The organism is Pseudomaricurvus sp. ABR4_320, from assembly GCF_056159445.1.
In genome coordinates this window covers 166,522-181,137 of the sequence record NZ_JBSWVF010000002.1, presented here as the reverse complement: position 1 = coordinate 181,137, position 14,616 = coordinate 166,522, and the positions used below count along the sequence as shown (strand labels likewise).

Here is a 14,616-nt window from a genome sequence, read left to right as displayed (position 1 = left end):
CGTCGTTTGAATGGGCACCGGCTCTCAAGTCTGAATTAATCGTTTTGATATTTTTTTATAACCAGATATTTCAGAACGGTGTCACCGGCGTTACGGATTCCGTGGAGACTGTCTGGCGGGCAGTAGAGGCTGGTGTAAGCTCCGACTTCACGACGTTCACCATTCAGAAAAAATTCTGCCGTGCCTTCCAAAACGAAGAAAAATTCATCTTCTGGGTGCCGATGAGGAGCGTGGGTCGCCTTACCGGGTTCAACAATGCTCATTTTCAGGGTGCGGCCATCCAAGGCGTCTTTGGGAACAAACCAATATTGTTTACCGGCATCCGTTTTTTCTGCGGCATGGTCAGAGTAGGAATTGACAGCGGTGTCGATTGTCCATTCTTCAGCGCTGTGGGCCTGGATAGCCCCCACACAGAAGAGACCAAAGACCAGCAGGCAGCGAACTGTCATGCCTGTGGCAGGTATGCATTTTATGCTGGATATCATAGGAGCAGCCTCGCTCTTGCGATTTTTGGTAGCGTTATCATTTTATTTGCTACCGGTGGCATGTTAGCCTAAACCATCCACAACAAACAATAGCCAACGATAAATACGCAACGCCTATGTCTGAATATTTCCCCCATAAAAAACATCGACATCCACGCCCAACAACACGCCTCTGTCGTGCTGTCAGCTTACACACTCTAGCCATCGCTACCCTGCTTTCACCCGCGTTTGCCACGGCGGAAGACAGCGACTGCACTCAAGTACAAAGCCCCTACTTACAGCCCTGCCTGCAATGGTCGCGCGGCATTGAACAACAGCGCCAGGCGGATCTGGGCGACGGGACATACCTCAATCCGATCATGGCCGGTGACCATCCAGACCCCAGTATTTTGAAGGATGGTGATGACTACTACATGACCTTTTCAACCTTCGAAGCCTACCCCGCCCTGACCATCTGGCACTCACAGGATTTGGTCAACTGGCAGCCGGTAGGCGCAGCTGTCACAGAGTACATTGGCAGCATATGGGCCCCTGAGCTCACCAAACACGACGGTCGATTCTATTTGTACATTCCTGCAAAACTGCCGGGCAATAACAATATCTATGTGGTCTGGGCGGATGATATTCGCGGCCCCTGGTCAGCGCCGATTGCCCTGGGCAACGAACGCATCGATCCCGGTCATGTGGTCGGCGATGATGGTCGTCGCTGGCTGTTTTTATCCCACGGTGATCGCGTACCTCTATCCGACGACGGCTTGAGCATTGCAGGGCCTATGGAGCATGTCTACGATGGCTGGCAATATCCGGAGGAATGGGATGTAGAGAGCTATGCTCAAGAAGGCCCAAAGATGCTCAAGCATGGCGATTACTACTACATGATTACCGCGCTTGGCGGCACCGCCGGACCTCCAACTGGCCACATGGTGGTCGCGGCAAGATCAAAGTCCATTGATGGCCCCTGGGAAAATTCGCCCTACAACCCCATCATTCGCACGGAATCGTCTGTAGAAAAATGGTGGTCTAAAGGTCACGCCACCTTGGTTGAAGGCCCGAATAATTCCGACTGGTACATGATGTACCACGGCTACGAGAACGGTTTTTACACCTTGGGTCGCCAGACGTTGATGGAGCCAATCGAATGGACAGAAGACGGTTGGTTTAATGCCAAGGGTATGGATCCCGGCCAGCCGATTCCCAAGCCGAAAGATGGCACTAGCCAGCCACACGGAATGGCGCTTTCCGACGACTTCAGTCGCAACAAATTTGGTGTTCAATGGAGTTTTTTCCGCGGCGCCAGCGACGAAGCCAATCGCTTGTCCTACGGCGATGGCTTTTTGGACCTAAAAGCCAAAGGCGACTCCCCCGCCAACACCTCGCCCATGACGTTTATCGCCGGTGATCAGGCCTATCAGTTTGAAGTCGATATGGACATCGATCCGAACGCACAGGGCGGCGCACTGCTGTTTTACAATGACAAACTCTATGCAGGTGTCGGTATCAACAGTGATGGGATGGTCCTGCACAGATATGGCATGGACCAGCGAACCACCGCAAAACCAGAGGGAATGGGAATGTCCCTACGTATTCGTGTGACCAACGACCGCCACATTCTCACCATTCACACCAGTCAGGATGGCGGTAAAACCTGGGACAAATTTAACACGCAGATGGAGGTCTCGGGTTACCACCACAATGTTGCTTATGGTTTTATGAGCTTACGACCGGCGATTTACGCCGCGGGTGAAGGTAAGGTCAGATTCCGCAACTTCACCTATCGCGCACTGACCGAATAATGTCACTGGAGACGGCATCGAGAGATGCCGTCTGTTGGCACAATGCGCTATAGCGCCGTACCGCTGAGCGCCCTTTCCTCCTGCACATCACGCTTTTGCCACAACTGTTCCATCTGCTCCAGGGTTTTACCCCGGGTTTCCGGTACAAATCGCCACATAAACCAAGCGGCACCGAGCGCAACAACGCCATAGAGAAAATAGGCAAATCCGTGATTAAAATGGTCGTTTAGCCAGGAATTATTATTCATCATCGGGAAGGTCTGGGAAACCGCAAAGTTCGCCAGCCATTGCGCGCAGACCGCCACCGCCATTGCCTTACCACGAATCTGATTGGGGAAAATTTCAGCCAGTAACACCCAGACAACGGGTCCCCAGGAAATGGCAAAAGCTGCGACATAAGTCAGCATAAAGACCAGCGATAAAACGCCCATATTATGGGTGGCAAAGGTCAGCCCTAGTGCCAGCATACTGATCCCCATGCCAATGGCGCCCCAAATCTGCAGGGGACGACGTCCCCAGCGATCCACGGTTTTAATCGCAATAACGGTGAAGGACAGATTAATGATGCCCACCAAAATCGTTTGCAACAAAGACACGTTGGTATCCGCTCCGGCATTGCGGAAGATTTCCGGCGCGTAATAAAGAACCACATTAATCCCGACAAACTGCTGAAAGACAGACAGTAGCACCCCAATAATGATCACGCCCCAGCCGAAAAATAACAGTGAGGGTGATGCATGTTCTTGAAGGGATTCTGAAATTTGGCGAATGATATTACGGCTTTCTTCCGGACTGTTCAGACGTAACAGGACTTGCTCCGCCTCTTCCGTACGACCATGCATCAACAACCAACGAGGACTGCGGGGAACAGAAAACAACAACGCAAAAAAGATCAACGCAGGAATACACTCCGAGGCAAACATCCAGCGCCAGCCTTCGTTAACCAGCCATGCCTCATCACCCAGACCGGCAATAAAATAATTGACGAAATAGACCAACAACATGCCAAAGATGATGGCGAATTGATTCCAGGAAATCAGACTTCCCCGCGACGCCGCCGGAGCCACTTCAGAGATATACATCGGCGATAGCATCGATGCCAGACCGACACCAATACCGCCAATAATGCGATAAACAATAAACGCCGGAAGGTGTTCATGACTGGCATCACCTAAGGTCGCCAACCCCAGCTCCGGTAAGGCAGAACCCAGTGCAGAAACAAGAAACAGTAAAGCGGCAATTTTTAACGTCGTACGACGTCCAAACTTCACCGCAAACCAACCGCCCATGAAACCGCCAAGAATACAGCCGATCAGAGCACTGGATACCGTAAACCCGAGCAATGTATTGGCGGTCAATTCTGAGTATTGACCTGGAACAATAAAGAAGCCATTCAACGCATTGACTGTGCCTGAAATAACCGCAGTATCGTAACCGAATAGTAACCCGCCGAGCGCTGCGACCAGAGTAATTCTGGTCAGATAAGAATTGTTATGCATATTATTTTTTAGCCTGTTGAATTTACGAAACGCATCAGACAGTCGTCAGAGACAACTCAACAAGAAACTCTGCCACACGCCGCGAAAATCGAGGCGATGAGCAAAAATAAGGAACAGCTAATTTCTTATCAAACATTCCATGACGCTGCCTTGTCATTCACTTAACTGTCCGTATTGCCAAGTGAACTACTCTCCCCGCCTATATTGCTACCGGTAGCACAGCCGTGTAAAGTCCATTGTTATAAATTTAAGACATGGAAACGCTATGCTACGAAAAACGACTGCCTCTTCCTTTCGCCTGCTGTCTGCCAGCTGCCTATTGGCTCTGTCGTTGACAGTTTCCCACACCACGTTAAGCGCTGAACAGTGCCAGTTGCGCATGGCTGGAGACTCCACCATGCAGGATGTCGACCCCGAAAAAAACCCGGATTTCGGTTGGGGCCAACTGCTCCCGGAACTCGCCGCTGAAAACACCCATGTTTTCAACTACGCAAAAGGCGGGCGCAGCACCAAGACGTTTATTCTCGAAGATCGCTGGAAAACACTCCTGGAAGAAACGCAAGCCGGCGATTGGGTTCTGATTCAATTCGGACACAACGACGCCGCCTACGACAAACCAGAACGCTATACCGCACCGGTCGATTATGAAGCGAATCTACGACGCTTTGTCGATGATGTTCGAGCGAAAGACGCAACGCCAATTTTAATTACGCCTGTTGTCCGCCGCCACTTTGATGATGAAGGAAAGTTGCGAGACATGCATGGCATCTACCCCAGCTTGGTGAGAAAAGTCGCTGCGGATATGGACGTGCATTTGGTCGACCTGTTTGACATCAGCAGCGATTATATTTTGCAGCTCGGCGTTATCGATTCGATTGATCTGTTCGTTCATATTGGTCCGGGTGTTCACGATTGCTGCCCCGAAGGACGTATCGACAACACCCATTTCACCCGTAAAGGGGCTCTGACCGTGGCAAGTCTAGTCGTCAACGATTTACAAAAAAGCGGCCCAAAAGAATTGGCCGCCTGCTTTAAGGAACCTGTTCTGTGATTAATCGCTTACTTCGCAAATCTCTCTGCGCGTTAACGTTGTTTGGCGTACTGACACCCGCTTATAGTCAGGCGGAACCTACCGTCTATCTCGTCGGCGACTCGACCATGGCTATCAAGCGGGAGGATGCTCGCCCGGAAACGGGCTGGGGAGAAGCGTTTCTAGCCTACCTGAAAAAACCAGAAAACGTGTCTAACCGCGCGGTTAACGGACGCAGCACAAAAAGTTTTCGAGATGAAGGGCGCTGGCAGTCCATTGTTGATAACTTACAGAAAGGCGATTTGGTCTTCATTCAATTCGGACACAATGATCAGAAATCCGCCGATCCAGCGAGGTTTACCAACCCCTATACAGGTTACCGTTTTAACCTGAAACGCTATGTCGAAGAGACACGGGCCAAGGGTGCTACGCCATTGCTCCTATCCTCAATTATCCGACGCAACTTCAACGAATCAGGAACACTGATCGATACCCATGCACCCTATCCAGCTGTCATGCGTGAGCTGGCCGGAGAGCTCGAGGTCGATTTTGTCGATCTGAATCTGTTAACAGAGCAGTTGGTGATTGCGAAAGGTGTCGATGAATCTCTGACGCTATACAATCATTTGGAGCCTGGAGAAAGTGACAACTATCCAGAAGGGGTTGCTGACGATACCCATTTGTCACCTGCCGGAGCTGAAGCTGTCGCAGGCTTGGCGGCAAGTGCATTGTGCCAATTGGGGGCGCCTTATAAAAACCTTTTAAAGACGTGTAAAAAATAAACGATAACGCAATACCATGGGGCATCCACAAATCGCGATTGCCCCATGGTCTATTAGCGACTCTTAAAAGCTATAGCGCACTCTCGCCATGACCTGGCGAGGTGGGATGTACTGAATCCCGGTTTCATTCACACCAAAGACATCGGTCATCATGGAGTTAACGCCGTCTTCATCCAGCAAGTTGGTCGCCATAAGATCGAAACCCCAAACCATATCCGGCGTATCGTATGATGCCACTACATTGATAACATCGTAAGCATCAACGGTATCCACCTCGGGGTTATTGAAAACCCGCTGCTGCATTTCTCCACGGTAGGTGTATTGCAAGCTTCCGCCCAACAATCCACCGTTACTCAAGCTCGTCTCGTAAGAAAGCGTCACGTCGGCGGTTAGATCCGGCGTTTTTGCCAGCTCGTTGCCGTTGAGGTCCTGCAGGTATTGAGCAACATCCCTGTCGGCGCCATGAATTTCTTCCTTAGCTGGCGAGCCATCCGCCAATGTCACATCTTCAATCAAGAGCCGATTATCCAGCGCATAGTATTCACCAGCCACTTCTGATTCCAGCGCCGCCAGCTTGACATCCAAGGTCAGCTCGTCGGTTAACAATGCGGTCAATTCCAGCTCAATACCGTATATTTCTGACTCAGGAATATTCGACACCCCGCTGCCAAACTCATTGTAATCGGAGGCCTGAAACTGAAGATTTTTATAATCGTAATAAAACGCAGCGGTATTCAGACGCAGGCGACTGTCCATCAAATCCGTTTTAATGCCCACCTCATACGCATCGATGGTTTCGTCTTCAAACGATTCCCTAACCAACGCATCCGGACCTTCTGAAAAGGTCAGGTTGGTGCCGCCAGGCTTAAGACCACGAGTGTAGGACGCATAGGTCATAGTGGTATCGTTGAGATCCCACTCCACAGCCACGCGGCCGGTAATGTCCTCGGTCTTCGGATTAATGTAAGAGGGTTCCGTGGTAAAGAAATTCGCCACGGTACTGTTGACTTCGTCGTAGGTGTAGCGCAACCCTGTAATCAACCGGACCTGATCCGTCATATGATAGGTGGTCTGACCGTAAACAGACATGGATTCGCGCTTAGGGTTAGAATCAGAAATAAAACCCACATCACCACCGAAGACTGCTGGATTCGAAGGAATATAACCATCCAAGACGCCATTCCGATCAGTATCCACCTCTTCGCGAATGGTGATGTCGACTTCGGTATCCAGATAAAACGCGCCGACAATCCAGTCGAGCTTGTCGAACGCAGGCTCAGCGGAGATCAAATTGATCTCTTGGGTAAAGGTTTCCTGAATATCGATTTCGGGATCAAACTCACTGATTTGAATTTCAGGATTCGTAATAAATGAATGGCGATCATTATCACGCTTAATGGTAATTTCGTCCTTTTGATAACTGGTCAAGGACTTTATCGTCGCAAAATCGGCGTCGTATTCAGCAATCAATCCGTAGACCTGTGACTCTAAGTCATAACCCGAATCCGTATCCTGGGACAAACGGCGAGCGCCAGACGTTGGATCATCGATACCTTTAATCGCTGCACCGTTGGAATCCTCGGTGAAATACTGCCCCATAAAGCGAAGACTAAAGGTATCGGTTGCCTCCCAAAGCCAATCGGTTCGGAACGACAGATTATTGGTATCGTCCAATTCCCCGCCATTGTATGTCTGAGTTGGGTCGTCAAGGCTGGGCCCACTGTAAACGTTTTTGGAATAACCATCCTGTTCAATCAGCGACGCCGAGGTGCGCATCGCAAGGGTGTCCGAAAAAGGAACATTGACACTACCGCGAATTTTGCGGAGGTTATCCGTACCGACGGTTGCATCCGCCTTGCCACCAAAGCCGTCGAAATCCGGCTTTTTACTGATGACATTGATCGCACCACCGGTGGAATTTTGTCCAAACAAGGTTCCCTGAGGCCCCCTCAACACTTCGATGTGATCGACGTCGATAAAATCTGTCTGCAAGGCAAAAGGGGACGCGACATATATTCCATCCATATGGTAGGACACTGACGGGTTGGCGGTCGCATTTTGATTCGCCTCGTTACCTACCCCGCGAATGGAGATAACAGTCTTAAAACCTTCATTGTTAGCCACAGTAACGCCAGGGGCAACCGCGCTTAAGTCGATAAATGAGGCTACGTTTTTCTTTTCAAGATCGTTTTCCGTCAACGCCGTCACGGCTTGGGAAAGATCCTGCAAACTCTCGTCGCGCTTTTCGGCGACAACTACAACTTCTTCAAATGTGGGTGCTGCCGTGGCAAAAGGTGCAGCCATGCCAATGGCAGTTGAAAGTACGGCATTCAGTCGTCTAGTGGATTTCATCACAATATTCCATTACTTCGTGTGGGGGATAGGTATGTGTGTTCTCGGGGCTGACCCGGAACCTACAGGGCAAGCTCCATACCAACTTCCTGTCTAAATGGTCAGTTTTTTACAAATACATGAATTTATTGAGAGTTTTGATAGCAGCGGGGCAAATGGCCTTCATAACGAGATGAATTTTGCGCCAAACACAATTCCTGATCAGGTGGACAAGTGTTACACCATGGTGAAAAATTTAGGATGAGGCACTGAAAGAGTGCGAAAAAATCTGTAAACGGCGCCTAACAGGCAAAAATAAGCGCCAAATATCGAGGGAGGACCTAACGGTCAACGAGCATATTGATTGATGATGGCATTGAACTCGTCAGAAAGCTCCGTCAGCGCCTCAGATGACGACTGAATCTCGCTGGAACTGGACTGTAGCCGATCGGCGATGTCGGATATTTCATGAACGCTCTCCGTCGTCGATTTAACCTGCCGGGTTTGTTTTTCGCTTAACGAACGATTGAGAGTATTGACCTCCGTTATGGAGCTGATTGCCTCGCCAATGGCATTCAATGCCTCTCTGGCGCCCTGAACAGTTTCCAGGCTGCTGTTGATACTCTTATTTTCTTGAGTCACCACCTCAGACGTCTGTTGAGCCCGCTGCTGTACATTCGATATTGAAGCGTTGATTTCACTCGCTGACTCTCGAGTGCGAGTAGCCAGAGAGCGTACTTCGTCAGCCACGACGGCAAACCCCCTACCGGATTCTCCTGCTCGCGCAGCTTCAATAGCCGCATTTAGCGCCAGCAGATTGGTCTGCTCGGTGAGACTATGAATCACCTCCACTACCCGGCTCATGTTATCGCTTTCACACACCAGTTCATCGACAATCTCGTTGACTCGTCCCAGATTCTCCGAAAAGGTATTAAACGCGGCTAGTACACCGGCAATCACCTGCTGACTGCTGGTAGATTCGTTTTCTGCCGCCGTCGCCAACTCAAAGGCTTTACTGGTGTTTTCGTAGAGCAGCTTCACCTCTCCATTCAACTCATCCATGATATTAACGACCGTATTGGTTTTGTCTTTTTGAAAGTCAGACGCATTATTCACGTCGGTGACACTTGCATTCAACGCCGCCGACCGCTCTACCAATACCTGTCCAGAGGCTTTGAGGCGTACCAATAGTTGATCATAAGCTGTCAGAATTCGCCCCAGGCGTGCGGTGAGATTCAAAAATTCATTATCGATCGCAAGCGTTTCACGCACTGCGCCAACGAACCAACACCCGATAACTTTATTGTTTTTATCTTTAAGAGGGGAATAACAAGTAAAGTACTGCTGCCCAAACAATCGCGCATAGCCAATAAACTGCTGACCGCTGAGCACCATGTTGTAGGCTGGATGCCAACTCCCGATACTGGTTCCCACCGCACGGCGACCTTGACCATTAGATAACGTCGTTGACACACGAACCAGACTATTGCCATGACGAACAAACAGCGTTGAGGGAGCGCCGGTCTTACTGGTGAAAGGGTCGAGAAAATTGACATCGCCTGTAATATTTCGCTGGTTGTAATAGACCGCATACGTCTGAGAGTTTCCACAGGAAACGATTTCATCGGACACTTCGAAGCTGCCATTGAAAAGTCCGAGAAACTCTCTCTGTAATCCGGCTATTTTTTCTCGATCTCGAATTTCACACTTTTCCAGCTCATTTTGCATGGCTGCCTCAAAGCGTGGTCCCAAATCGATTTTATGCCCAAGATCGCCGCGCTCAATGTAAGTCATACAGTCGGCGATTCGCTTCACAGGCTCCAGATATATGCCTGATAACACTCGAAAGACGACAATCAAGCCAATCCCCAACGCGATGTGCATGCCAAGCGATAGCATGCCACTGCCCTGCTGCAGCGTTGGAGCGATAAAATAGGAAAAACCCAACGGCACAAAGATCAACAGTAAAAAGCAGGTGTTGATTTGCGCTAACGTTGTTTTTTTTAGAAAGCGTTGCGTTATCATTTGGCCAACCGACTTCACCCAACAAGGGCTTACAGAGTACAGGGCTTACACCCTATCTCTTCTCTATCGAAGCCCGAGTTTTGTAAGCCAACTCACTAATAATAGCAGCGTGCCAAGACACGCAAGCCGGTCAATTATGAGAATTCGAAATAACAAAACCGCTTAATTCTATTAATTGCGATAAGTTACCCCACTCCGTTAATGAGTTGACCCATTAACGATCACGCCAGTAAGGTAACTCCAGAACCCTCATTATCTTGCTGTTGCTTCAGCATTTTCAGAATGGCATCTCCCGATGTCGGTCGACCACAGTGATATCCCTGGGCATGATGGCACCCTAAATCCCGAACATAATTTAGCTGTTGCTGCGTTTCCACCCCCTCAGCAATTAAATTCAGACGCAAGCCTTTCGCCATTGCGGCAATCGCTTGAACGACGTAGGAGGCTGTCTCTGTATCGTTAAGTGTATGAACAAACGTTCGATCAATTTTTAGAGTATGGACTGGCAACCTATCCAGATAATTCAATGACGAGTAACCAGTCCCAAAATCGTCAATTGCAACCGTTACCCCCATATCGACTAAAGCGCCAATTTTTACAGCGACATCATCTGCACCATTCATAAAGGAATGTTCGGTTAATTCCATTTCAAACAACTCCAGCGGAAATTCGGTGTTGCGTAAAATCTGTGAAATATCGTCAGCAAAATTGGGCGCCTCCATTTCTACTGCAGAGAAATTTACAGCAAGCTGAACGCGACACCCGGTGACGTCCATCCATTGTTTAACTTCAGCACAAGCGGTTAGCATGACGTATCGCCCCAATGTCGCTATAAATCGGGTCTCCTCTGCCAACCCAATAAATTCATCAGGACAAATCAAACCTCTCGTTGGGTGCAACCAGCGAATCAATGCCTCGACCCCAACGACTTTACCGGTCGCAATGTCCACCTGAGGCTGGTAATAAACCGCAAACTGTCCTTCATCGATCGCAACGCGCAGATCTCTTTCCAACGTTACCTGCCGCGAAAGATCTTCGGTCATGCATGGCGTATAAAAGCAATAGCCATCTTTGCCCCGATCTTTCACTCGGTACATGGCTTGATCCGCATTTTTAATCAGCTGCTCGATCGACTTTCCTGAATCGGGGAACAAAGCGATACCGATACTGACACCGATGTAAAGATCTGATCCTTCAATCTGAAATGGCTCTTTTAGGGTCGCGATTATTTTCTCAGCAACTCGTTTAGCGTCCAGAGACGATGACAAATCTGGCAAGAGCAACGTAAACTCATCACCACCAAATCGCGACAAGGTATCGCCGGCGCGTAACAAACCTTCCAAGCGTCGCGCAACCTGTTCAAGCAACAGGTCTCCAATAGAGTGCCCCAGAGTATCGTTAACGTTCTTAAAACGATCCAGATCCATGAACATAACCGCAAAGCACTGTTGGCTACGTTTCGCCTGGCTGATTGCCAAATTGAGCCGGTCTTTAAAGAGGACCCGGTTAGGCAATCGAGTTAATGTGTCGTGATATGCCTGAAAACTAATAAATTCTTCCGCTTCTTTCTGCTCGGTAATATCCCTTGCGGTACCGTAGACAACGCTCCTTTCCGCACCATTTCGATAGTTTGACAGCACATTGCCACTCTCTACAGGCGACAGCGTAATCTCAAAATAGCGAGGTAAATACGCGTGGCCACGTCGGTGCAGACATAACTCGAAGCTTGTACCCACACTCGCTTGCGCACTGCCTTTATGAAAATAGGAGATCGCCTTCTGACGCTCTTGCTGGTCAATCAACTGGGCTATTGGTCTACCAATAAGTTTGGCTTTCTGGTAGCCCAAAATATTTTCAACCTGATCATTAATAAACGTGATACAACCACGTTTATCCAGCATAAAAATAATATCTGGCGAACTGTTCACAATATATCGATGAAGTTGCTCAGACTCTCGCAATTGATGCTGCAGGCGCAGTGTTTCTTTCTCTAGAAAACGTTTGTGAAGCGCATTTGCCAAAGTGCCAAGCAATTCATCAAGGCTATAAGGCTTCTTCAGATAGTCCGCAACACCGCGACGCAGTGATTTCGTGACAGCGTTAAATGATGAAACGGCGCTGATGACGATAAAAGGAACGTTTAAGTTATTTTCCGCAGCAAAATCCAGGACTTCGTGGCCGCTGATATCGGGCAGCTTAAGATCGAGCAATACCAGATCAAATTTCTGCTGTTTTAATTTTAAACACGCCTCTTTACCGCCCAGAGCTGTGTCCAACTGCAATGGATAAGGCTTCAAGCAGGCGACTAAACTATCCAGCACTCGCTGCTCATCATCGATGGCGAGAATCGAGGCCCCAGCTGCTTTGAGCGTTTCAAACTGAGCCATGTCAACCATGATACATCTCTACCTCAGTTGACCCGGCTAATAAGTAATTCGATAAGATTCAATCCGATACCAGAATCGGAATTGCTATGGTAAAGCGTGTTCCACGTTCGCTCGAATGACAAGTGATACCCCCCCCAAGTTCCTCAACAAGACTGCGGGTAATACTTAACCCCAGCCCCGAGTGATTGCCATCCTTGGTGGATACTCCTGCTTCAAAGACATTGGTCCCCCGTTGTACCGGTAAACCAGGTCCTGAATCGGCAACGGTTATTTCTACCGTTTCGCCTTTTTGTGAATGCACAACTCGCTCGGTTGAGATTCGAATTTCACCGCCGCCGGGCATGGCTTCCACCGAATTTCTGATTAAATTCGTAAGAATTTGCCGCAGCGAATTGCGAGGTAATGCCGTATCGTCAAGCTTAGCGCTGAGCTCAGTAGAACAGTCTATGCCATAAGGTTTACACAATGACTGTTGCAGTACACTCACCAAATCGCCAACCTCACGATTCACTGAATGGGCGTTCTCCTGGTCGTGGATATCGTTTTCGATATCCTGCAGTCTCATGAGAATATCACTAACTCGTTCGATCTCTTCTCGCAAAACCTTGTACTGCGACTCATGTTCGGAGGACGCCGAAGCCGCTAGCGACTCCAGGTAATTGCGTATAATCGACAGCGGGTTGCCAATCTCATGAACGGCTACCTGAACTCTTTTTTGCCATTCAGTGTCACCTTTAGCACGTATCGTCTCACGATTAGCACCAAGACACAAAATATGTGCGATATAACGACAAAAATCACTATAAAGAGCAAGAGTGATCTTGTCGGGTTTGCCTACTTGTAAAGAGCCTGACACCAACACACCCACAAGCATGCTGCCGTTTATGACTGGAGCACAAATAAGCGACGATGAGCCGCAGATACCCAGCAATTGCCGATCAACAACACTCATTACGTGACCAGAATTCATAGCGCTGTATTGAATTTGTTGTTTCGACGCGGCAAGAGCAACCAAACTCGGGCTCGTTGCCATGGGAATGATAATACTGCTACCGTTATCATCGCATCCCACGCTATATACCAGTGTACTGTCATCCTGATTATATTTCAGCAGTAACGTTGACCGATAACCAAACATTACAGTTACCACATTGGAAATCTCGCTTTCCTCTAGCGTTGCATTAACACCTTCTTTACTACTCTCCTGAATTTTTTGCAGCATGGATTGCGCTTCTTGCCCGACCAGGCGGCGTTGCATCTGAAACTGCAACGCTTGCTGTTGTGCTAGGAAATCTTTATGTTCACAATCGCCCAACTGAATGCCAAGACTCGATGCCAAGCGAGTCACTTCTCCAGAAATTCGGTAAGAAATTTCCTGAGCCAAGGCGCCACTGATACTGAATAAACGCTCAGCGGCTTCGGATACGCCAATCGAAACCTCCAAACCCTTCGTCGTGTTCAACGAGGAATCTGACAGTCGTGACGCCAGATAGAGAATTTTGGTTAGTGGATGGGCATCCATCACTTCGAGCAAAGGAGACTGCTGAAAACCGAGCGCATCAACTGATAAATTTGGTAAGCCCCAGGTTTCGGCCAGACGACGCCCAACCTCACAGTAGTTGGTGCCGTAGCGATGTTGTTCCCGTTGCAATTGATGGCCAGTGTCACCCAGCCCTGAAGATTCAAACAAGTCAGGCGGATCCAGAAGTAGCTTTGGGTAGTCTCCTGGGTGATTCATCGCGAGCGCCAATTCTCCCATACGATGGAGCAGCCCAAGCAGATACACCTCCTCGGTTGCCTTGTAACCGGTCAGATGAGCCAGCGCACGCGCATTGAGTGCACAGCGCAGAGATTGCGCCCAGAACCTTTTCAAATAGTCTGCATGATCGGCACCCAAGCCGAGACACATCTGCTGTACAGAAGCGGTAATAGCGATGGTCTTGAGCTGCTCGACTCCGAGCAAAGAGAGGGCTTTCTCTATGGTTTGTGCAGGTTGAACGCGACGGTAGTAGGCCGAATTGGCGACCGTGAGGAGTCGTGCGGAAATCACCGCATCACTGGCGATCAACTGCGCCATATCTTGAAAACTGGCGTTGGGGCGCTGACAGACGTCGAGCAATTGCACCAGCACGTGGGGCAGCGGCGGCAATCGGGCGCCGGCAACTTCCCTCACGGCTGCTTGCGCCGAATCTACCATGCACACACCCCGAACTATGCCAATTAAAACGCCATTTTTGCCCTTAATTGGAACTATAGCAGTATTCCGTCAAGAAACTAGCGCGAC

The 14,616-nt window shown here is 49.3% G+C and carries 9 protein-coding genes; 3 read left to right on the top strand and 6 right to left on the bottom strand.

Features of this window, described 5'->3' with window-relative positions; genetic code table 11:
• Positions 1-35: 35 nt before the first annotated feature.
• Complete coding sequence (locus tag ACXAFR_RS04050) at positions 36-485, bottom strand: cupin domain-containing protein (RefSeq protein ID WP_475172227.1); 450 nt, start codon at positions 483-485, stop codon at positions 36-38.
• A 116-nt stretch (positions 486-601) separates the two neighbouring features.
• Here ACXAFR_RS04050 and ACXAFR_RS04045 point away from each other — a divergent pair, with 116 nt between their 5' ends.
• Positions 602-2,278 carry a family 43 glycosylhydrolase gene (locus tag ACXAFR_RS04045; protein ID WP_475172226.1) on the top strand — a complete coding sequence of 559 codons (1,677 nt, stop codon included), beginning with the start codon at positions 602-604 and terminating at the stop codon, positions 2,276-2,278.
• A 47-nt stretch (positions 2,279-2,325) separates the two neighbouring features.
• Here ACXAFR_RS04045 and xylE read toward each other — a convergent pair whose 3' ends face one another.
• On the bottom strand, positions 2,326-3,819 hold the full coding sequence (gene xylE, locus ACXAFR_RS04040; protein WP_475173910.1) for a D-xylose transporter XylE: 1,494 nt from the start codon (positions 3,817-3,819) through the stop codon (positions 2,326-2,328).
• 223 nt (positions 3,820-4,042) lie between these two features.
• On the opposite strand from xylE, the gene ACXAFR_RS04035 reads away from it, so the two are divergent.
• On the top strand, positions 4,043-4,828 hold the full coding sequence (locus tag ACXAFR_RS04035) for a rhamnogalacturonan acetylesterase (protein WP_475172225.1): 786 nt from the start codon (positions 4,043-4,045) through the stop codon (positions 4,826-4,828).
• Positions 4,825-5,589 carry a rhamnogalacturonan acetylesterase gene (locus tag ACXAFR_RS04030; RefSeq protein ID WP_475172224.1) on the top strand — a complete coding sequence of 255 codons (765 nt, stop codon included), beginning with the start codon at positions 4,825-4,827 and terminating at the stop codon, positions 5,587-5,589. The genes ACXAFR_RS04035 and ACXAFR_RS04030 overlap by 4 nt, the downstream gene beginning before the upstream one ends.
• Positions 5,590-5,652: 63 nt before the next feature.
• Here ACXAFR_RS04030 and ACXAFR_RS04025 read toward each other — a convergent pair whose 3' ends face one another.
• From ACXAFR_RS04025 to ACXAFR_RS04010, 4 genes are all read right to left on the bottom strand, one after another.
• On the bottom strand, positions 5,653-7,941 hold the full coding sequence (locus ACXAFR_RS04025) for a TonB-dependent receptor (protein ID WP_475172223.1): 2,289 nt from the start codon (positions 7,939-7,941) through the stop codon (positions 5,653-5,655).
• Between the two features lie 327 nt (positions 7,942-8,268).
• Positions 8,269-9,945 (bottom strand): methyl-accepting chemotaxis protein, encoded by a 1,677-nt coding sequence (locus ACXAFR_RS04020; protein WP_475172221.1) that lies wholly within the window; start codon positions 9,943-9,945, stop codon positions 8,269-8,271.
• Between the two features lie 221 nt (positions 9,946-10,166).
• Complete coding sequence (locus ACXAFR_RS04015) at positions 10,167-12,341, bottom strand: putative bifunctional diguanylate cyclase/phosphodiesterase (protein WP_475172218.1); 2,175 nt, start codon at positions 12,339-12,341, stop codon at positions 10,167-10,169.
• Positions 12,342-12,390: 49 nt separating this feature from the next.
• Positions 12,391-14,529, bottom strand: coding sequence for an HDOD domain-containing protein (locus ACXAFR_RS04010; RefSeq protein ID WP_475172215.1), 2,139 nt, complete (start codon positions 14,527-14,529; stop codon positions 12,391-12,393).
• Between the last annotated feature and the right edge of the window lie 87 nt (positions 14,530-14,616).

What these genes read in the sequence shown, in the direction of transcription:
- ACXAFR_RS04050 (WP_475172227.1), bottom strand. Translation starts at nt 485, where the DNA reads ATGATATCCAGCATAAAATGCATACCTGCCACAGGCATGACAGTTCGC.
- ACXAFR_RS04045 (WP_475172226.1), top strand. Translation starts at nt 602, where the DNA reads ATGTCTGAATATTTCCCCCATAAAAAACATCGACATCCACGCCCAACA.
- ACXAFR_RS04035 (WP_475172225.1), top strand. Translation starts at nt 4,043, where the DNA reads ATGCTACGAAAAACGACTGCCTCTTCCTTTCGCCTGCTGTCTGCCAGC.
- ACXAFR_RS04025 (WP_475172223.1), bottom strand. Translation starts at nt 7,941, where the DNA reads ATGAAATCCACTAGACGACTGAATGCCGTACTTTCAACTGCCATTGGC.
- ACXAFR_RS04020 (WP_475172221.1), bottom strand. Translation starts at nt 9,945, where the DNA reads ATGATAACGCAACGCTTTCTAAAAAAAACAACGTTAGCGCAAATCAAC.
- ACXAFR_RS04015 (WP_475172218.1), bottom strand. Translation starts at nt 12,341, where the DNA reads ATGGTTGACATGGCTCAGTTTGAAACGCTCAAAGCAGCTGGGGCCTCG.
- ACXAFR_RS04010 (WP_475172215.1), bottom strand. Translation starts at nt 14,529, where the DNA reads ATGGTAGATTCGGCGCAAGCAGCCGTGAGGGAAGTTGCCGGCGCCCGA.